Genomic DNA, 18,901 nt, shown 5'->3' with positions numbered 1-18,901 from the left:
ATCGGTAAATCCTTTCCGCAATGTTAACGCAAAATGTGTAAATCCTATCACCCCTGTTGATGGGGCTTGACCGGCAGGTCGAACAGTTCGGCGGCGTTCAGGCCGAGAATGCGCCGCTTCTGCGTCTCGTTCAGGAACGGCATGTCATAGATCACGCGGGGCGAATCGAAATCGAAGTGCGGCCAGTCTGTGGCGAACAGCAACTGGGTTTCCGCCTTGATCATATCGAACGTGCACTCCACCGCTTTCATGTTGCCCTTTTCCAGCGGTTGCGACGTATAAAAACAATTGGTGTTCATATACTCGCTCGGCAAGCGTTTCAGCAGCGGGGCTTCCGACTGGCGCATCAGGAATTGTTCGTCCAGGCGTTGCATCAGGAAGGGCACCCAGGCCAGCCCGCTTTCGATCCAAAGCGAATTCAGCTTCGGGAAGCGTTCGGGAATGCCGTTCAGCACCCAGTTGGTCATATGCACCATGTTCGACCAGACAAAGCCCAGCGCGTGCATGCCCAGGAACGAGTTGCACGTGGCCAGCGACGGGTCCTGCCAGTGGTAACCGGCATGGAAGCCCAGCGGCTTGCCGGTTTCTTCGATCATCGCATAGAGGCGCATATACTCGTTCGAATGCACCGGCTTGTAGCGGGTCGAGGTGATGGAGAAGCCGATCACGCCCGGCTTGTCGCCGAAGCGCTGCACGGTCTTGCAGGCCTCTTCGGGCGAGTTGTAGGGCAGCACCACCATGGCGGTCAGCCCCGGATCGTGCGGCAACACCCGCTCGCAAAGCCAGCTGTTGTAGGCGTTGCAGAGCATCACCTCCATGTAGATCTGCGGGTGCATGCCAAGGAACAGCATCGGCGTCGGGAACACCACCATGTAGTCGAGCGCAAACGCTTCCATGGCCCGGCGCGACAGGATCACGTCCCGATGGACGCTGGTGTCGTCCACCGCCTCGCGCACGCCGGCCTGGTGCGGGATGCGGCCGCCGACATCCTGGTAGCGCAGGCCCAGATCGCCGTTCAGGCCATAGGGCGGGGCGCCGATCTTCTCGGCGTGATAGAATTTCGCCTGGTCGCGCAGGACCGGGTCGTCGATATAGGTGACGATCTCGTTCCAGCTGGCGGTCTCGACATGGTGGGCGTCGATGTCGACGATCAGCCAGTCGGCATAGCCCGCGTGCTCGGCATGCTTGCGGGAGTGGGCCAGGATCTCGCGCGTGTCGGTCTTGGTGTCGATTTCCTGAACGTGCATCGGTTGACCGGGCAGAATCGGCGCATCCATGGAGAGACTCCTTATTGGTTCAGGTTTTGCCGGGCGCCGGCTGGGCGGCAAGGGGCGGCGCATCCGGCTCCAGTTCGTGATAGTCTTCGGGCCGGCGGCGCGACCAGAGGCCGAATTCCATCGGGCCCAGGCGCAGCGCGCGCAGCATTTCCGTGGCGGCGGTCAAGGCCTCGGTCGGGCTCACCACCTCGTCGTATTTGCCGAGCAGGGCGCGCGGGCTGCGCTCGCCGCGGTCGGCCTTGGCCGCGTACAGTTTCACCGCGGCGGTGAACAGCCTGGCCACGGCTTCGTCGGAAATCCGGTCCTCGTCGCCGTCGGCCACCGCCTTGGCGGCCAGCCGCCACGCCTCCTCCGCCAGGGCTTCCGCTTCGGCGTAGGGATCGTTGCGGCGGTCGTCGGAGGCATCATTCGACAAGGATATGGACCTCTCCGTCCTGCACCTGCACCGGGACCGGCGTCAGGGCGATGTCCGGCATGCCCGGGTGCCGGCCGGTGCGCACGTCGTACTCGAACCCGTGCCAGGGGCAGACAATGTGCAGGGCGCTTTCGTCATAGGTGCGGCCGTGGCTGGACCGGTCCTCGCCGATCACCTCCAGCACCCGCTTGAACAGGCGGCCCTGGCACACCGGCCCGCCCTGGTGCGGGCAGTCGTTCACCCAGGCGTAAAATTCGCCATCCAGGCGAAAGACGCCGATTTCCGTATCGCCGACGGCAATCACTTTGCGGCCGGGATCGTCGAACTCGTCGACACGACCCACTCTGACGGTCTGCATGGCCGGCGGCATCTCCTCATTGGCGGTAGGCCGGTACGGCCGGCCCGGTATTGTGGCTACGAAAGAAGCATAGCCGCGCCGGAGGGAAGGGGCAATCCGCACATGAAAACGACCGGCCCCGGACTGGGACCGGCCGTCGAGGGCGTTCGCGGTAGCGTATTGCCGTCTAGATGCAGTGGGTTTGCAGCGGCGGCAGGCCGTTGAACGCCACCGAGCAATAGGTGGTGGTATAGGCGCCGGTCGAGAGGATCTCGATCTTGTCGCCGACGCTCAGCGCTTCCGGCAGTTCATAGCCGCTGTTGCGATAGAGCACGTCGACCTCGTCGCAGGTCGGCCCGGCGATGATCACGGGCGAGGTGCGCACGTTCTCGTCGTCATAGGGGGTGCGCAGGCGATATTTGATCGCCTCGTCCATGGTCTCGATCAGGCCGCCGAACTTGCCGATGTCCAGATAGACCCAGCGCTGGTCGTCGTCGTAGCTTTTCTTGCTGATCAGCACGACCTCGGCCTGGATGATGCCGGCATCGCCCACCAGCGAGCGGCCCGGCTCGACGATCACCTCCGGCATGCGGTTGCCGAAATGCTTGTTCAGCGCTTCGATCACCGCCGTCGCGTGGTCGTTCTGGTCGGGCGCTTCGGTCTTGTAGCGCGCCGTGAAGCCGCCGCCGATATTGACCATGCGCAGCTTGACGCCCGCCTCGGACAGGTCGGTGAACAGCAGGGCGGCCCGCCCGACGGCGACATCCCACTGGCCCAGGTCGCGCTGTTGCGAGCCGACATGGAAGCTGAGGCCGTAGGGGTCCAGCCCCAGGTCGCGCGCCTTCAGCATCAGGTCATAGGCCATTTCCAGCTCGCAGCCGAACTTGCGGGCCAGCGGCCAGTCCGCGCCGGCGCCGTCCATGACCAGGCGGCAATAGACGCGCGCGCCCGGTGCGGCGACCGCGAGCTTTTCCAGCTCCGCCTCGCTGTCGAACGCGAACATGGTCACGCCCAGCTTGAAGGCCTTGGCGATATCGACCTGTTTCTTGATCGTGTTGCCGAACGACAGCCGCGCCGCCGGCGCGCCGGCGGCAATCGCGTCCTCGATCTCATAAATCGAGGCGCAGTCGAACGACGAGCCCATGCCGGCCAGCAGTTCCAGCACCGGCCGGGCGGGATTGGCCTTCATGGCGAAGTAAATCGTCGCCATGGGCAGCGCGCGCTGCAGGCGCTCATACGCCTCCGCCACCGCTTCCAGGTCGACCACCAGACACGGCGTCGCCGGCTGGGTTTCGGACAAATAACGAGAAATGCGTGCCGTCATACCACGGGAGCCCTTTCCACCAATCGAAACGTGACCAGCAGTGATGCCGACGCGATAGGGGCGGGACTTGCCACGAGCGTGCCATAACACGCGCCACAAGGCCGACCGGAACGCCGACACCCAGAGCGCACATGTTACCTCGTTACCGGGTCACCAGACCGTCCTCGCGAGACGGTGGGGAGAACCCTCCCCCGGGATCGCTGAGACCCGCCGGCACGTGGGCTTGCGTGCGAGCGGCGCATGTAGCGTTGTCGCTCTCCGCATGCAAGGAAAAATTCGGGGTTGGGGCAAATTAAGTCGAAAGCGCCAGCACGTTGTAGCCGATCGGGCGCGGCGCTGCGATCTGGCTGAAGAACGGCCGGTCCGGGTCGGGCACCAGCCCGGGAACGTCCAGCACCTCGAACGTCCAGGGCCGGAGCGCGCGCAGCCAGTGGAGGATCGCGCTCGGGTCCTCGCCGATACGCTGCGACTGGCGGATATGCGCCTCGAAGACGATGGCGGCGGCGGGGGCCTGGCGCAGGGTGTGTTCAGCGCCGGTCAGCGCGGCCAGTTCCCCGCCCTCGACGTCCAGTTTCAGCACCACGGGGCCGGTCAGGCCCAGATCGTCGATGCGCTCCACCGGGAAATCGTCGCCCTCGTCGACGAAGGCGGAATGGGCATGGGCGCTGAAATCGGGCTGCCGCAGGCGGCCCCGCCCCGGTTGGGCGCCGACGCCGGCCAGGCGCGCCGCCGCCGGAACGTCCAGGGCGGCGAGATTCCGGGCCAGGACCGCATGGGCGACGGCGTTGGGCTCATAGGCGAGGATGCGGGCGAAGCGGGCGCCCGCGACACGGGCCTGGGCGCTGACCGTGCCGATATCCGCGCCGGCATCCACCAGGGTCGGCGGCGCCGGCATTGCCGCGGCCGCCCGCACCAGCCCGGCAATCAACGGGGGGTCGTAGCCAGCCAGGTCGGCGGCATCCCAGGAGTTCTCGCGCCGGCCGATCGGAACCTCGAACGGCACGCCGCCGCCCAGATCGTAGACGGCCGGGCGTTGCAACCGGCCCAGCCGCCGCAAGGTCTCCTGCAACCGGTAGCCGCCCGGCAGGTTCGCCCGGATCATCCGCCGGGCCAGGGAAAACAGCAGCGGTGGCGGGGTCGGCTGCATAGCCACTCCTTTGACGCGGTCCGGCCTAGGCGGTTGCGCTGCCGCCATGGCTCCCCTAATGGACGAAGACCGAATTCGCGACAAGGATGCCGCCCATGGCCAAGCCGATCTTCATCCTGAACGGCCCGAATCTCAACATGCTGGGCCAGCGTCAGCCGGAAATCTACGGCCACGAGACCCTGGCGGACATCGAGGCCGGTTGCCGGTCCCATGCGGAAACCCTGGGGCTGGCGGTGGATTTCCGCCAGTCCAACATGGAGGGCGACCTGGTCACCTGGATCCAGGAGGCCCGGACCGGGGCGGACGGGGTGATCATCAACGCCGCCGCCTACACGCATACGTCGGTGGCGATCCAGGATGCGCTGATGCTGCTGGCCGTGCCGGTGATCGAGGTGCATCTCTCCAATATTCACAAACGGGAGGCGTTCCGGCACCATTCCTTTGTGGCCGCCGCCGCCCAGGGCATGATTTGCGGCTTCGGCTCGCGCGGCTATCTGATGGCGCTGGACGCGCTGGCGGCGCAGTGCCAGGCCAACTAGGACAAAAAGGAACTCCGCCATGACCCAGGATATCGCCCAGGATATCGCCCTGATCGTCGGCGTCGGCCCCGGCCTGGGGGCGGCGCTCGGCCGCCGCTTCGCCAAGGCCGGCGCCAGGGTGGCCCTGGCCTCGCGCCGGCTGGCGCCGGTGCAGGCGATCGCGGCCGAATTCGGCGCCGGCGCCTATGCCTGCGATGCCACCGACGAGGGCTCGGTGCTGGACCTCTACGCCGCCGTCGAGCGCGACTGCGGTGCTGCGCCCAATATCGTCGTCTACAACGCTTCCGGCCGCGTGCGCGGCTCGGTGACGGACATTTCCGTCGATGCCTTCAGGGAAGCCTGGGAGCGCGGTTGTCTCGGCGGTTTCATCGTCGGTCGCGAGGCGGCGAAGCGCATGCTGCCGCAGGGCCGCGGCACGATCCTGTTCACCGGCGCCACCGCCAGCGTCAAGAGCTATGGCCAGTCGGCGGGCTTTGCCGTCGGCAAGTTCGGCCTGCGCGCGCTGTCCTTTGCCATGGCGCGGGATTACGGGCCGCAGGGCCTCCATGTCGCCCATGTGGTGATCGACGGCGGCATTCACGGGCCGCACCACGCCACCGAGGGCGACAAGCCGGAGCATCACCTGCTGGAGCCCGACGCCATCGCCGAGACCTATTACCAGCTTCACGCCCAGCACCGCAGCGCCTGGGCCGCGGAAATCGACGTGCGGCCCTGGGTCGAGCGCTTCTAGAAGACGTCCAACGGAGGATACGGCCATGGCGGATAGACGGAAAACCCCCGAAGACCTGCGCAGCCATCGCTGGTTCGGCGTCGACAATATGCGCGCCTTCGGGCACCGCTCGCGCACCATGGAAATGGGCTTCACGCGCGAGGACTTCGCCGGCAAGCCGGTGATCGCCATCGTCAACACCTGGTCCGACACCAACACCTGCCACAGCCACATGCGCCAGCGGGCGGAAGAGGTGAAGCGGGGCGTCTGGCAGGCGGGCGGGTTTCCGGTCGAACTGCCGGCCATGAGCGTCGGCGAGCAGATGACCAAGCCGACCAGCATGATGTACCGCAACTTCCTGGCCATGGAGACCGAGGAATTGCTGCGCTCGCAGCCGGTCGATGGCGTCGTGCTGATGGGCGGTTGCGACAAGACCACGCCCGGCCTGCTGATGGGCGCGCTCAGCATGGGATTGCCGGCGATCTATGTGCCGGCCGGGCCGATGCTGCGCGGCCATTTCAAGGGCGCGACGCTCGGAAGCGGCACGGACGTGTTCAAATACTGGGCCGAGCGCCGCGCCGGCAATCTGTCCGACGACGACTGGTTCGGCCTGGAAGAGGGCATTGCCCGCTCCGCCGGCACCTGCATGACCATGGGCACCGCCTCCACCATGACCTCGCTGGCGGAGGCGCTGGGCTTCACCTTGCCGGGCGCGTCCTCGATCCCGGCGGTGGATTCCACCCACCAGATGATGGCGAGCCGCTCCGGCCGGCGCATTGTCGAGATGGTGTGGGAGGACCTGACGCCGGACCGGCTGGCGACGCCGGCGGCCTTCGACAATGCCATCACCGTCGACATGGCGCTGTCCGGCTCGACCAACGCCATGATCCATCTGGTCGCCATGGCCGGCCGCGCCGGCGTCGACCTGCCGCTGGAGCGGTTCGACGAAATCAGCAAAAAGACGCCGGTGCTCTGCAATCTGAAGCCGGCCGGCATCTATCTGATGGAGGATTTCTATTATGCCGGCGGCCTGCGGGCGCTGCTGGGGCAGGTCGGCGACCTGTTGCACCTCGACTGCCTCACCGCCAACGGCCAGACGCTGGGCGAGAACATCGCCGGGGCAGAGATCTACAACGACGACGTCATCCGCCGCCGCGACAACCCGCTGTCGGCCTCGGGCGGCACGGCGGTGCTGCGCGGCAATCTCGCGCCGGATACGGCGGTGATCAAGCCCACCGCCGCCGAGGCGCACCTGCTGAAACACACCGGCCCGGCCGTGGTGTTTTCCAATGTCGACGACATGTACCGGCGCATCGACGACCCGGACCTGCCGGTGACGAAAGACTCGGTGCTGGTGCTCCAGAACGCCGGGCCGAAGGGCGCGCCGGGCATGCCGGAATGGGGCCAGTTGCCGATCCCGAAAAAGCTGTTGGCGGAAGGGGTGCGCGACATGGTCCGCATTTCCGACTGCCGCATGAGCGGCACCAGCTACGGCGCCTGCGTGCTGCACGTGGCGCCGGAGGCCGCGGTCGGCGGGCCGCTCGCCCTGGTGCAGGACGGCGACATGATCACGCTGGACGTGGCAGCGCGCGTGTTGCGCCTGGAGGTGTCCGACGCGGAACTGGCCCGCCGCATGGCCGCCTGGACCCCGGAGGAGGAGCCTTATACCCGCGGCTATGGCCGTCTGTTCCTGGATCACGTGACCCAGGCGAACAAGGGCTGCGACTTCGACTTTCTGCATGCGGGCGGCCCGACGCCGGAGCCGAAAATCTATTGACGCGGAGACGGCGCGGTGCGAACGGCGGCCGCCTCGGCGCGGTCCTGGCGGTGGCTCTGGTGATGGCCGTGGCGGGCGCGGATGCGAAGGACACGGCGCGGCCGGCCTTCCCGCTTGCGGATTGCGCGACGCTGCAACGCCCGACCTCGCCCAACACCTGGCTTGCGGCCTCCCACGGTCCGTGTGCCGCGATCGCCGATGAGCCGGCGCCGGACTTCCCGGTCGATGCCGCCCGTCAGGCCAAGGCGTGGCAGGCATGGCTGGCGCTCCAACCGCGGGTCGAACGGGTCTGGCGTTCGGACGACGGCCTGTGGATCGAGGTCACCGACCGTACGCCCCTGTTCGGATTCGTCGACCGGGTGAGCATCGCCATACGGCCATTGACGGACGGTCGCTCGACCGTCGCCGTCTACAGCCGGTCGGAGGTCGGCTATTGGGACCTGGGCACCAACCGGTCCCGGGTGCGGGCCTGGCTGCGCGGGGTCGGCAAGCGCCTGTCCGGCGGCGGGGACTGACCGACGCGGGCGGACCCAGGGGCGCCGGGGCCGGGCCTCGCTATCGCCACCGCATCGCCGCTTGCCGCGGCGGCGCGAGGCGCAACAGAAACACCTCGACCCCCAGGGCATTCGTCACCTCGCGGATAACCGCCAGCTTGGACAGGGTGCGCTCGTCGAGAGGCCATTCGTCGGGCTTCAGGATCAGGGCCACCGCCGGCGCCTTGCCGGTGGCGAGGCCATAATGCTGGGCCTGTCCCAGCCCTTCGTGCCATTTGTCGAACCAGTCCACCTCGATGGCATAGGATGCGGAGACCACATCGACGCGGCCATGCGCGATGCGCACCTCCGTCCGGCCGTGCAGCGCCTCGGCCAGGGCGTCGGACCAGTCGGCTTCCCGATGCGTTCCGCGCGGATGCAGCGGGATCAGCGGCAGCACCGCGTGGGCGCCGGCCTCGACCAGCGCCCGCATTTCAGGCGCCACGGCCGCCGGATGCGGGGCGCGGTCTGTTGCGGTCCGCCACAGCGGCAGCGCGATAACGCAGATCGCAACAGATAAAAACAGAATGATGCGCACCAAAATCGCCCCGGGGCTGCAATCGTTTCCAGCGACTAACGATTGATTGGCCAAAACATGGGGGATTCTCGGGAAAGCGAAAGTGTTTCCGGGGCATAACGTGGCGGACGCTCCTGGTGCCGCGATCCGCCACGGATGGGCACCCGCGTCCGAAAACTGGGGCACGGTTATGGGCGGCCTCCGCCGCGGCGCCCAGATCATAGCCTCCCGGGGATGATCGCAGTCCTCCGCCCTGGGCAAGCCGCCATCTGGCGGCACTGCCACCGCAGCAGGCCGTTCAGGTTTGCTCAGCTATGTTCAGGTTTGTTCAGCCCGGACCGCCCCCGCCCGAGCGGTCCCGCCGGCTTAGCCCTCTCGCGGCCCCATCACGGCTTCCATGCGCGCCGGCACATGCCGCAGATAGCGCCAGGGCTCGAACATTTCGGCGAGGCGGTCCGCCGGCACCCGGTCCGTCACGGCCGCGTCGCCCTGCAGGCGCTCCAGGAACGAGCCGCCCTCGCGCCAGGTGGCCATGGCGTGCTGCTGCACCTTGGCATAGGCGTCCTCGCGGCTCATGCCGGCCTGGGTCAGCGCCAGCAGCACGTATTGCGAGTAGACCAGACCGCCCAGCTTGTTCAGGTTCGCCAGCATGTGGTCCGGATAGACCACCAGCTTCTCGACCACGCTTGCCAGCCGGTGCAGGGCGAAATCCAGGGTCACGGTGGCGTCCGGGCCGATCATCCGCTCGACGCTGGAATGCGAGATGTCGCGCTCGTGCCAGAGCGCCACATTCTCCAGCGCCGGCACCACGGCCGAGCGCACGACGCGGGCGAGGCCGGTCAGGTTCTCGGTCAGGACCGGGTTGCGCTTGTGCGGCATGGCGCTGGAGCCCTTCTGCCCCGGCGCGAAATACTCCTCCGCCTCCAGCACCTCGCTGCGTTGCAGGTGGCGGATTTCGGTCGCCAGCCGCTCGACGCCGCTGGCGATCACGCCCAGCACGCTGAAGAACATGGCGTGGCGGTCGCGCGGGATCACCTGGGTCGAGATCGGCTCCGGCGTTAGGCCCATTTTCTCGGCGACATAGGCTTCGACCCGCGGGTCGATGGCGGCGAACGTGCCGACCGGGCCGCTGATGGCGCAGGTGGCGATCTCGGCCCGCGCCGCTTCCAGCCGCGCCCGGTTGCGCGCGAATTCCGCATAATGGCCGGCGAGCTTCAGGCCGAACGTGGTCGGCTCGGCGTGGATGCCGTGGCTGCGGCCGACGGTCAGGGTCTCCGCATGCTCCCACGCCCGCGCCTTCAACGCCGCCAGCACCTTGTCGACACCGGCCAGCAGCAGGTCGGAAGCGCGCGCCAGTTGCACCGCCAGGCAGGTGTCGAGCACGTCCGAGGAGGTCATGCCCTGGTGCACGAAGCGGGCTTCGGGGCCCACATGCTCGGCCAGGTTGGTGAGGAAGGCGAGCACGTCGTGCTTGGTCACGCGCTCGATGGCGTCGATGCGCTCGATCTCGAACCGGCCGCGGTCCCACACCGCCTTGGCGGCGTCGGCCGGGATCACGCCCAGCGTCGCCTGGGCGTCGCAGGCGTGCGCCTCGATCTCGAACCAGATTTCGAACTTGGTCTGGGGCTCCCAGATGCCGACCATCTCGGGCCGGCTGTAACGCGGGATCATGAACGGTCCGCCTCTATGCAATCGCAGGTCCGGGCCTGTATAGCACGATGACCCGCAAGCGAAAGTTGGACACATGGCGCAGAACAACCGGATCAACCTCGAAGGCCGCCACGCGGTGGTCACCGGCGCGGCCCAGGGCTTCGGCCTGGCCATCACCGAGCGCATGATCGCCAGCGGCGCCTATGTCTCCATGTGGGACATCGATGCCGCCGAACTGGAGCGCGCGGCCGCGACCCTGGGCGACCAGGCGCGCGCGCAGGTGTGCGACGTCACCGACGTCAGCCAGATCGCCGCCGCGGTCGCCGCGTCGAACGAGGCGTTCGGCACCATCTCCATCCTGGTCAACAATGCCGGCATTACGGGGCCGAACGACGTGACCTGGAATTATCCGGTCGACGCCTGGCGCCGGGTGATCGAGTTGGACATGAACGCCGTGTTCTATTGCTGCCGTGCCATCATCCCGCAGATGATCGAGGCGAATTACGGCCGCGTCGTCAACATCGCTTCCATTGCCGGCAAGGAGGGCAATGCCAATGCCGCGGCCTATTCCACCGCCAAGGCCGGCGTCATCGGCCTGACCAAGTCGCTGGGCAAGGAGCTGGTGGACCACGACATCGCCGTCAACTGCATCACGCCGGCCGCCGCCAAGACCCGGATTTTCGAGCAGATGAGCCCGACGCACATCGACATGATGCTGGCGAAAATCCCGCGCAAGCGCTTCGTCCAGGTGGAGGAAGTGGCGGCCATGGTCTGCTGGATGGCGTCCGAGGAAAACCGCTTCACCACCGGCGGCGTGTTCGACATTTCCGGCGGCCGTGCGACGTATTAGCCGAGTGCCGCCCGACCCCGGCCGTTCGCGGTCCGGGGGTTGAAATCCGATCGCAAACACCGATTTTTACCGCCGCGCCTACCTCAATAAGTTCAATCTGGGTCTGGGTGCGCGCCGATCCGGCGCCGGCCGAACGGGCCGGGCGGGCTCTCGGCGTTCGAAAATCACGATTGGATAGTGCGATGAACAAGCTGTTGGTTGTCGGATCGGTGGTGGCCCTCGGTCTGGGTGCAGCCGCCTGTACCAGCGGCCCCGACAAGAATTCCTTTGGTTCCCGGCTTCAGACCCAGGGCGGGGATATCTCCACCATCGGCCAGAAATGGTCGAAGGGCGAATCGTCGGTGGTCGAAGGCCGCGCCCTGATCAAAAAGGGTGAGGGAAACGTCGATGACGGCGAAGCCATGGTCAGCAAGGGCAAGAGCCAGATCAGCCAGGGCGAGAGAATGGTGCGCGACGGCGAGCGCCAGAAGAAGGAGGCCGAGGAAGCCTATCGCACCCTCAATCCCGCCCCCGCCGCCGGTAAGGCGACGGCCGGTTGACGGCGGCCGCCGGGCCGGGCATGGATCGGGGCGAAAGGATATCCGCCATGTGCAACCCGGCCCAACCCGGCTCCGCCAAGCCCACCGTCTTCATCGAGAACGCGCGGACCCGCGTGACCGAGTGGCGTTTCCCCAAGCGGGGCGACGCCACCGGCTGGCACCGGCACGACTACGACTATGTGGTGGTGCCGTTGCTGGACGGCTTCCTGGAACTGGTCGACGCCCAGGGCCAGGTCAGCCGGGCCGAGCTGAAACAGGGCGTGCCCTATTTCCGCCAGGCCGGTGTCGAGCACGACGTCCGGAACGGCAACGACTTCGAATTCGCCTTCATCGAGACCGAGTTCCTGGAGCCGCCGGACGCCTGAATCGGCCCGGCGGGCGCCATGCGATTGTCGGCGGCGGTGCGGGGCTCTAGCATCGGTCCTGCCGCCTCGGGTGGCCGTCGCCGTATCCGTCGGGAGAGTTCCGCCATGATCGCCGTCCCTGCCGCCGCAGCCCCGCCCTGTCGCGCCGCGGCCCCTCCGCCGGGCCGCGCGGGCTAGGGGAGGGGGCGCATGTCCTGGCAGGGACGCGCCGTCACGATTATCGGCGCCGGCATTGGCGGGCTGGCGCTGGCCGCCGCGCTCTCGCAGCGCGGCATCGGCGTCGAGATCTACGAGCAGGCCACGGCCTTTGCCCGCGTCGGCGCCGGCATCCAGATGAGCCCGAACGCCATGCGCGTGCTGCGCGGCCTGGGCCTGGAGGACCGTATCCGCGCGGGCGCCTTCCAGCCCGAGACCTGGGACAGCCGCGACTGGGACACCGGCGCCTACACCAACCGGGCCACGCTGGGCGCGGCGACAGAGGCGCGTTACGGCGCGCCCTATATCCAGATGCACCGCGGCGACCTGCACGAATTCCTGGCGTCCGCCGTGCCGGAGGGGATCGTTCGCTTCGGCAAGACGCTGACGCGGATCGAGGACCGGCCGGACGGCTATCGCCTGTCCTTCGCCGACGGCACTTCGGCCCATGCGGAAACGCTGCTGGGCATTGACGGCGTCCACTCGGTGGTGCGCCGGCACCTGCTGGGGGCGGAGGCGCCGCGTTTCATGGGCCGGGCGGCCTATCGCACCACGTTTCCGGCGCGCCTGCTGGGCGGCGTCCGGATCGACGACAACACCAAATGGTGGGGGCCGGACCGGCACATCGTCATCTATTACACGACGAGGACCCGCGACGAGCTCTATTTCACCACCAGCCAGCCCGAAACCGACTGGACCACCGAATCCTGGTCGGCGGAGGGCGATCTGGCGGAGATGCGGGCCGCCTTCCGCGGCTTTCATGCCGATGTGCAGGCGGTGCTGGCGGCCTGCCCGCGCGTGAACAAATGGGCCCTGTTCGAGCGCGACCCGCTGCCGGTCTGGGCGCGCGGCGCGGCCTGCCTGCTCGGCGACGCCTGCCACCCGATGCTGCCCTACATGGCCCAGGGTGCGGCCTCGTCGCTGGAGGATGCGGCGGTGCTGGCCCGCTGTTTCGACGAATTGGGGCTGGACGACGCCGCGCCGGTGTTCCGGCGGTTCGAGGCGCTGCGCCAGCCGCGCACCGGCGAACTGCAACGGACCTCGCACCAAAACACCTTCATGCAGCGCCGCACCAACCCGGACTGGGTCTATGGCTACGATGCCTGGACGGTGCCGCTGGACGCGGCTCCCTGACGCCCCGCTTGGAGGAAGGACGCGCAACGGCCCGCACGAGACGGGGAGACGGCCTTGGCGGGGTCGTATAAGGTCTGCCGGTATCAATCCTTTCTCAAACCTTTGACGGGAGACACCCCAAATGCTGTTCGACGTGCGCACCTACACCTGCCGCCCCGGCACGATCCGCAAGCAGATGGCGCTTTACGAGGAGCACGGCCTGGCGGTGCAGACCAAGCATCTGGGCCAGCCGGCCTTCTATGGCTTGACCGAGACCGGCGACGTGAACACCTATCTGCATATCTGGGCCTATGAAGACGCCGCCGACCGCGAAAAGCGCCGCGCGGCGATGCAGGCCGACCCCGACTGGCACGCCTTCCTGGCCAAAACGGGCGAAGCCGGCTATTTGATCGCCCAAAATAACACGTTAATGGTGAATGCGCCGTTCTTCAAACTCAACCGTTAGACGCGAACAGCCGTCACCCTTGCCCCGAGGAGGGCCCTTGCCTTGATGAAAGCGATTGTGCTCACCGCCTGCGCCCTGGCGCTCCTCGGGTGTTCGAAGCTGCAGGATTACAAGGTCTCGGTCGAGCCACCGAACCGCAAGGAACGCACCTATGACGAGCCGTATTCCTCGCACGCCCCCGAACGGGTGATGAACACCCACTGACCGCCGGCCGCGGTTGGCGGTTTCGGACCACCGCCGGGGTCGGTCGGGGGCGCCGCGCCTCAGCCGAGCGAGGCGCGGTGCTCCTTGGCATTCTTCACATAGCCGGCCGTGGCCAGCTTGTGGCGCTCGATCTCTTCGGGCGACAGGTCGCGCATCTTCTTGGCCGGCGCCCCGGCCCAGAGTTCGCCGGTCGGCACCACCTTGCCCGGCGTCAGCACCGCGCCGGCAGCCAACATGGCGTCGGATTCCACCACGGCACCGTCCAGGATCAGCGCGCGCATGCCGATGAAGGCGCGGTCGTGAATGGTGCAGCCGTGGATCACGCACTGGTGGCCGATCAGGATGTCGTTGCCGATATAGGTGCCGAAGCGACCGCCGGTGACGTGCACCACCGTGCCGTCCTGCAGGTTGGTGCGGGCGCCGATTGTCACCTCGTGCACGTCGGCGCGCACCACGGTGTTGTACCAGAGGCTGGCCTCGTCGCCGATGGCGACATTGCCGACGACAATGGTGCCGGGCGCGAGGAACACCTCCCGTCCGATCTTCGGGACAATGCCATTATAGGGCAGGACCAGGCCCTCGCGGGCGGGGTTGTGGTTCGTCATGGGCAGAACGGCTCCAGCACATCGGGCCCGCGGTCTCGTCGAGACCGCAGAGCGGGTTCAGGGTCCGTGGCGCCTGGCCAGAGGCGCCGCGGTTCGGGATGGTCGGCACCATACCGCGATCGGCCCAAAAGAAAACGGGGCGCCGCAGGCTTGCGGCACCCCGTTGCAACGCCGGGTGTGAGACCCGAAAGGTTAGCGCTTCGAGAACTGGAAGCTGCGACGCGCTTTCGGCTTGCCGTATTTCTTACGCTCGACCACGCGGCTGTCGCGGGTCATGAAGCCGGCATGCTTCAGCGCCGGGCGCAGGCCCGGTTCGAAATTCACCAGTGCGCGCGACAGACCGTGACGGACCGCGCCGGCCTGGCCGGACAGGCCGCCGCCGGAGACGGTGCAGTAAATGTCGAACTGGTCCATCCGGTTCGTGGTCTTGAACGGCTGCACGATGATCTGGCGCAGCGTCGGCCGGGCGAAATAGTCCTCGAGCGAGCGGCCGTTGACCGAAAACTTGCCGACGCCGGGCTTGATCCAGACACGGGCGACCGCGTCCTTGCGCCGGCCGGTGCCGTAGGAGCGACCGTGTTCGTCGATCTGCGGCTCGGCGAAGGTGACTTCGGCCAGACCCGGGATCGCGTCGCCGTCGGTGGCGCCGTCCGGCTGCTGGGCATTGGCCAGCGCGTCTTTCAGATCGGCGAGGGAGGTGCGTTCTTCAGCCATCGGATTTACGCGCTCCGCGAGTTCTTGGCGTTCATGGCGGCGATGTCCAGCACTTCCGGCTGCTGGCCCGCGTGCGGATGGTCGGGGCCGGCATAGACATGCAGCTTGCCGATCACGTCACGGCCCAGCTTGGTCTTCGGCAGCATGCGCTCCACGGCCTTCTGGATCAGCCGCTCCGGGTGCTTGCCGGTCAGGATCTGGTCCCAGGTGCGCTCCTTGATGCCACCGGGATAGCCGGTGTGCCAAAAGAACTTGGAATCGGAGCGCTTGTTGCCCGTGATCGCCACCTTCTCGGCATTGACCACCACGATATGGTCGCCGCAATCGATGTGCGGGGTGTAAATGGCTTTGTGCTTGCCGCGCAGGCGCATGGCCACCAGCGACGCCAGCCGGCCCAGAACCAGGCCCTCGGCGTCGATCACGAACCATTTGCGCTCTACGTCGGCGGGTTTGGCCGAGTAGGTTTTCATTGATTTGCGTCGCCTAGTTAGAATCATGGCCCCGCGGCGTGACCGCAGCGGGCAGAGCGCGGCTTTTGGGTGGTTCCGGGGTTGTGTGTCAATGGAAAAAATTTTCACGTTATAAAACAATGTCTTACAATGCTGTAATATAGTACGCAATCAAAAAACCGCACTTTGCACCGTTTTCCCTCTTGCAAAATCGGCAAAATGTTACTTTTTGATTGCGATCTGAGCCGGCAACCCTCTTATGCACGGATCAGACGGCATAACAGCGAGCCGGAGGAGCCCATGGCCCTGGACAATGGCGGCGCACGCGACCTGTTGCGCGAAGACCGCGGCAAGGTCGCGATCCTGACAATGAATCGACCGGAAGCGCGCAATGCGCTGTCGGAATCCTTGTTGTCGGATTTGCAGACGGAACTCGACCGTATCAAGGACGACGAGTCGATTCACGTGGTGGTGCTGCGGGGCGAGGGTCCCGGCTTTTGTGCCGGTCACGACCTGAAAGAGATGATGGCGAACCGCAGCCGCGCCTATTACGAGTGGCTGCTGGAAAAATGCACCCGCGTGATGGAATCCATCAAGGCGCTGCCCCAGCCGGTGATTGCGGCGGTGCATGGCATCGCCACCGCGGCCGGCGCCCAGCTGGCCGCGACCTGCGACATGGTCATCGCCTCGCAGGAAGCGCGCTTCGCCACGCCCGGCGTCAATATCGGCACCTGGTGCTCGACGCCGATGGTGGCGGTTTCGCGCAGCGCGCACCAGAAGGCGGCGATGGAAATGCTGCTGACCGGCGACCTCTACGACGCGGAAGCCGCCCAGCGCTTCGGTCTGGTCAACCGGGTGGTGCCGGCCACGTCGCTGATGGACGAGGCCCTGGCCCTGGCCGAGAAGATCGCGGCCAAGTCGCGCCTGGTGGTGAGCCTCGGCAAGGAGGCGTTCTACCGGCAGGGCGAGATGGAGCAGTCCGACGCCTACCAGTATGCCGCGGGCGTGATGACCCACAATCTGCTGAAGGACGACGCGTCCGAAGGCATCAAGGCGTTTTTGCAGAAGCGCACGCCGAACTGGACCAACCGGTAAGGCCCGGCGGCCGCAAGGCCGCCTCTCCAATTTTTGCGGCCGGGCGGTCGCCGGCCCGGTCCGATATTCCGTTTGACCGGCACCGGCCTTGAAGGGCGGGTGCCGGTCGGCGTTTAGGCGACCATGTCGCGGGCGATCACCACCTGCATGATCTGGCTGGTGCCTTCGAACAGGCGCAGCAGCCGGGCGTCGCGGAACAGGCGTTCCACCGCATAATCCCGCATATAGCCATAGCCGCCGTGGATCTGCACGGCGCGGTCGGCGATGCGCCAGCAGGCCTCGGTCGCGAACAGCTTGGCGGCGGCGGCTTCGCGCCGGACATCCTCGCCGGCGTCGGCACGTCGGGCCGCGGCCTCCACCAGGGCGCGGGCGGCGAGGCGGTCGGCCTCGCTGTCGGCCAGCATGCCCTGGATCAGCTGGAACCCGGCCAGAGGTTCGCCGAACTGCTCGCGCTCCCGGGCATGGGCGATGGCTTCCTCCACCAGCCGCGTGGCGAGGCCGACGGCGACGGCGGCAATGTGGATGCGGCCGGCGTCCAGCGACTTCATGGCGGTGCGGAAGCCCTGGCCCTCGCGGCCGCCGAGCAGGGCGTCGGCGGGGATGCGGGCGTCTTCGAACACCACATCGGCGACGGCGGCGCCCTTCTGGCCCATCTTGTTCCAGGCCGGCTGCACTTGCACGCCGGGCGTGCCCGCCTCCACCAGAAAGGCCGAGACGCCGCGCGCGCCCGTCGAGTCCGTCTCGCTCCGGGCCATGACGATGAACAGGCCCGCATGCGGCGCGTTAGAGATGAAGCGCTTGGTGCCGTTCAGCACCCAGAAGTCGCCGTCCCGGCGGGCGGCGGTGCTGAGGCCGGCGGCATCGGAGCCGCTGCCGGGTTCGGTCAGGCAGAAGGAGACGATGGTCTCGCCGCGGGCGATGCCGGGCAGGTGGCGCCGTTTCTGGTCCGCCGTGCCGTCGATCATCAGCGCCTTGCCGCCGGCGCTGACCGTGGTGCCGATCAGCGAGCGGAACGAGGGCGAGGCGCGGCACAGTTCGAACACCACCGCCACTTCCTGCGCCAGCGACAGGCCGAGGCCGCCGTATTCCTGGGGCACGGTCAGGCCGAACAGGCCGATCTCGCGGATGTGCCGCACGACGCGGGCGGGGATTGCGCCGCTGGCGTCGGTTTCCGCCTCGGCCGGGATCAGCACCTCGTCGACCAGACGGCGGACGCCGGCCAGGATCAGGGCGAGGCTCTCCCCGTCCACGCCGGGCTCAGGCATCGGCGCGCTCCGCCGGCTTCACCGCGCACAGCAGATAGTTGACCGTGGCGGGGCCGCGCGCCTGCCAGCCATAGACCGGGTGCAGGTTCAGGCCGGTCACATCCACCACCCGCAGGCCGGCCGCGCGCACCGGTGCGGCCAGTTCGGACGGGTGCAGGAATTTGCGCCAGTCATGGGTCCCCGCCGGCACCCAGCGCAGCAGGTATTCCGCCGCGATCTTGCCGAAGGCGAGGGAGGCCAGGTTGCGGTTCAGGGTGGAGAGCACCAGCACGCCGCCCGGCTTCACCAGCGCCCCCACCGTGGCGAGGAAGGCGCGGGGGGAGGTGACGTGCTCCACCACTTCCAGGCAGGTGACCAGATCGAACATGCGGCCGGACTCCGCCACCTCCTCGGCGCTGGCGACCCGGTAGGTGAGCGGCAGGCCCTGGCCCTTGGCGTGCTGGCGGGCGGCGGCGATGCTGGCGGGGACGAGATCGATGCCCAGCGTTTCCGCCCCCATGCGGGCCAGCGGTTCGGCCACCAGGCCGCCGCCGCAGCCGATGTCGAGCGCCGTGATACCGTCGAGCGGCCGCGGACCGCCGCGCAGGCGCAGGTGCCGGACGGCCTGGCTGCGCACATAGCCGAGGCGGGCCGGGTTGATTCGGTGCAGCGGCGCGAACGGGCCTTCGCGGTCCCACCAGTCGCGGGCGTGGCGGGCGAACTGCGCCAGCTCGCCCGGATCGGCGCTCTGCGACACGAAATCGGCGGGGTTCGGGCTTGGGGCCATGCGTGTTTCCTTGAGATGGCGCGAGCGGGCGACTATGCTGCGCGGCTTAT

The 18,901-nt window shown here is 67.5% G+C and carries 23 protein-coding genes; 11 read left to right on the top strand and 12 right to left on the bottom strand.

Going from position 1 to position 18,901, the window contains the following annotated elements:
- Positions 1-47 precede the first annotated feature (47 nt).
- From H6844_17545 to H6844_17525, 5 genes are all read right to left on the bottom strand, one after another.
- Positions 48-1,277 (bottom strand): amidohydrolase, encoded by a 1,230-nt coding sequence (locus H6844_17545; GenBank protein MCB9931211.1) that lies wholly within the window; start codon positions 1,275-1,277, stop codon positions 48-50.
- 19 nt (positions 1,278-1,296) lie between these two features.
- The gene (locus H6844_17540) at positions 1,297-1,692 is read right to left on the bottom strand and encodes a hypothetical protein (GenBank protein ID MCB9931210.1); all 396 of its coding nucleotides are present in this window, start codon (positions 1,690-1,692) and stop codon (positions 1,297-1,299) included.
- Entirely contained in the window at positions 1,682-2,062 is a 381-nt protein-coding gene (locus H6844_17535) for a Rieske 2Fe-2S domain-containing protein (GenBank protein MCB9931209.1), read from the bottom strand. Before H6844_17535 ends, H6844_17540 begins: the two co-directional genes overlap by 11 nt.
- A gap of 154 nt (positions 2,063-2,216) precedes the next feature.
- Positions 2,217-3,353 carry a type III PLP-dependent enzyme gene (locus H6844_17530; GenBank protein ID MCB9931208.1) on the bottom strand — a complete coding sequence of 379 codons (1,137 nt, stop codon included), beginning with the start codon at positions 3,351-3,353 and terminating at the stop codon, positions 2,217-2,219.
- A gap of 292 nt (positions 3,354-3,645) precedes the next feature.
- Positions 3,646-4,500 (bottom strand): FkbM family methyltransferase, encoded by an 855-nt coding sequence (locus H6844_17525; protein ID MCB9931207.1) that lies wholly within the window; start codon positions 4,498-4,500, stop codon positions 3,646-3,648.
- 95 nt (positions 4,501-4,595) lie between these two features.
- On the opposite strand from H6844_17525, the gene aroQ reads away from it, so the two are divergent.
- The 4 genes from aroQ to H6844_17505 are packed head-to-tail and all read left to right on the top strand — an operon-like array spanning position 4,596 to position 8,040.
- Complete coding sequence (gene aroQ, locus H6844_17520; GenBank protein MCB9931206.1) at positions 4,596-5,039, top strand: type II 3-dehydroquinate dehydratase; 444 nt, start codon at positions 4,596-4,598, stop codon at positions 5,037-5,039.
- Positions 5,040-5,058: 19 nt separating this feature from the next.
- Positions 5,059-5,769 (top strand): SDR family NAD(P)-dependent oxidoreductase, encoded by a 711-nt coding sequence (locus H6844_17515; protein MCB9931205.1) that lies wholly within the window; start codon positions 5,059-5,061, stop codon positions 5,767-5,769.
- 25 nt (positions 5,770-5,794) lie between these two features.
- Positions 5,795-7,525 carry a dihydroxy-acid dehydratase gene (locus H6844_17510; GenBank protein ID MCB9931204.1) on the top strand — a complete coding sequence of 577 codons (1,731 nt, stop codon included), beginning with the start codon at positions 5,795-5,797 and terminating at the stop codon, positions 7,523-7,525.
- Entirely contained in the window at positions 7,522-8,040 is a 519-nt protein-coding gene (locus H6844_17505; protein ID MCB9931203.1) for a DUF1499 domain-containing protein, read from the top strand. Before H6844_17510 ends, H6844_17505 begins: the two co-directional genes overlap by 4 nt.
- A gap of 40 nt (positions 8,041-8,080) precedes the next feature.
- On the opposite strand, the gene H6844_17500 is transcribed toward H6844_17505, so the two are convergent.
- A complete protein-coding gene (locus H6844_17500; GenBank protein ID MCB9931202.1) occupies positions 8,081-8,503 on the bottom strand; it encodes a hypothetical protein in 423 nt (140 codons plus the stop codon).
- Between the two features lie 438 nt (positions 8,504-8,941).
- Entirely contained in the window at positions 8,942-10,246 is a 1,305-nt protein-coding gene (locus tag H6844_17495; protein ID MCB9931201.1) for an adenylosuccinate lyase, read from the bottom strand.
- Between the two features lie 73 nt (positions 10,247-10,319).
- Between H6844_17495 and H6844_17490 the strand changes: the two genes are divergently transcribed.
- The 6 genes from H6844_17490 to H6844_17465 all read left to right on the top strand — a co-directional run bounded on the left by H6844_17490 (position 10,320) and on the right by H6844_17465 (position 13,957).
- On the top strand, positions 10,320-11,075 hold the full coding sequence (locus tag H6844_17490; GenBank protein MCB9931200.1) for an SDR family oxidoreductase: 756 nt from the start codon (positions 10,320-10,322) through the stop codon (positions 11,073-11,075).
- Positions 11,076-11,257: 182 nt separating this feature from the next.
- Positions 11,258-11,614, top strand: a complete 357-nt coding sequence (locus H6844_17485) for a hypothetical protein (GenBank protein ID MCB9931199.1) — start codon at positions 11,258-11,260, stop codon at positions 11,612-11,614.
- A gap of 47 nt (positions 11,615-11,661) precedes the next feature.
- Positions 11,662-11,979, top strand: coding sequence for a cupin domain-containing protein (locus H6844_17480; protein MCB9931198.1), 318 nt, complete (start codon positions 11,662-11,664; stop codon positions 11,977-11,979).
- A gap of 189 nt (positions 11,980-12,168) precedes the next feature.
- A complete protein-coding gene (locus H6844_17475) occupies positions 12,169-13,308 on the top strand; it encodes an FAD-dependent monooxygenase (GenBank protein MCB9931197.1) in 1,140 nt (379 codons plus the stop codon).
- Positions 13,309-13,429: 121 nt separating this feature from the next.
- Positions 13,430-13,753 carry an NIPSNAP family protein gene (locus tag H6844_17470; protein MCB9931196.1) on the top strand — a complete coding sequence of 108 codons (324 nt, stop codon included), beginning with the start codon at positions 13,430-13,432 and terminating at the stop codon, positions 13,751-13,753.
- A gap of 42 nt (positions 13,754-13,795) precedes the next feature.
- The gene (locus H6844_17465) at positions 13,796-13,957 is read left to right on the top strand and encodes a hypothetical protein (protein MCB9931195.1); all 162 of its coding nucleotides are present in this window, start codon (positions 13,796-13,798) and stop codon (positions 13,955-13,957) included.
- A 59-nt stretch (positions 13,958-14,016) separates the two neighbouring features.
- Here H6844_17465 and H6844_17460 read toward each other — a convergent pair whose 3' ends face one another.
- The 3 genes from H6844_17460 to rplM form a co-directional block, all read right to left on the bottom strand.
- Positions 14,017-14,562: a gamma carbonic anhydrase family protein gene (locus tag H6844_17460; protein ID MCB9931194.1), complete on the bottom strand. Its 546-nt coding sequence runs from the start codon at positions 14,560-14,562 to the stop codon at positions 14,017-14,019.
- Between the two features lie 192 nt (positions 14,563-14,754).
- Entirely contained in the window at positions 14,755-15,276 is a 522-nt protein-coding gene (rpsI, locus tag H6844_17455; GenBank protein MCB9931193.1) for a 30S ribosomal protein S9, read from the bottom strand.
- A 5-nt stretch (positions 15,277-15,281) separates the two neighbouring features.
- Complete coding sequence (gene rplM / locus H6844_17450) at positions 15,282-15,746, bottom strand: 50S ribosomal protein L13 (protein ID MCB9931192.1); 465 nt, start codon at positions 15,744-15,746, stop codon at positions 15,282-15,284.
- A 279-nt stretch (positions 15,747-16,025) separates the two neighbouring features.
- Here rplM and H6844_17445 point away from each other — a divergent pair, with 279 nt between their 5' ends.
- Positions 16,026-16,820, top strand: coding sequence for an enoyl-CoA hydratase (locus H6844_17445; GenBank protein MCB9931191.1), 795 nt, complete (start codon positions 16,026-16,028; stop codon positions 16,818-16,820).
- 113 nt (positions 16,821-16,933) lie between these two features.
- On the opposite strand, the gene H6844_17440 is transcribed toward H6844_17445, so the two are convergent.
- Together H6844_17440 and ubiG are read right to left on the bottom strand one after the other, a co-directional pair.
- Complete coding sequence (locus H6844_17440) at positions 16,934-18,085, bottom strand: acyl-CoA dehydrogenase family protein (protein ID MCB9931190.1); 1,152 nt, start codon at positions 18,083-18,085, stop codon at positions 16,934-16,936.
- Positions 18,078-18,851: a bifunctional 2-polyprenyl-6-hydroxyphenol methylase/3-demethylubiquinol 3-O-methyltransferase UbiG gene (ubiG, locus tag H6844_17435; GenBank protein MCB9931189.1), complete on the bottom strand. Its 774-nt coding sequence runs from the start codon at positions 18,849-18,851 to the stop codon at positions 18,078-18,080. Before ubiG ends, H6844_17440 begins: the two co-directional genes overlap by 8 nt.
- Positions 18,852-18,901 lie beyond the last annotated feature (50 nt).

The organism is Alphaproteobacteria bacterium (genome assembly GCA_020638555.1).
Lineage (GTDB): Bacteria > Pseudomonadota > Alphaproteobacteria > Bin95 > Bin95 > JACKII01.
This window is presented reverse-complemented; position numbering and strand designations above follow the sequence as displayed.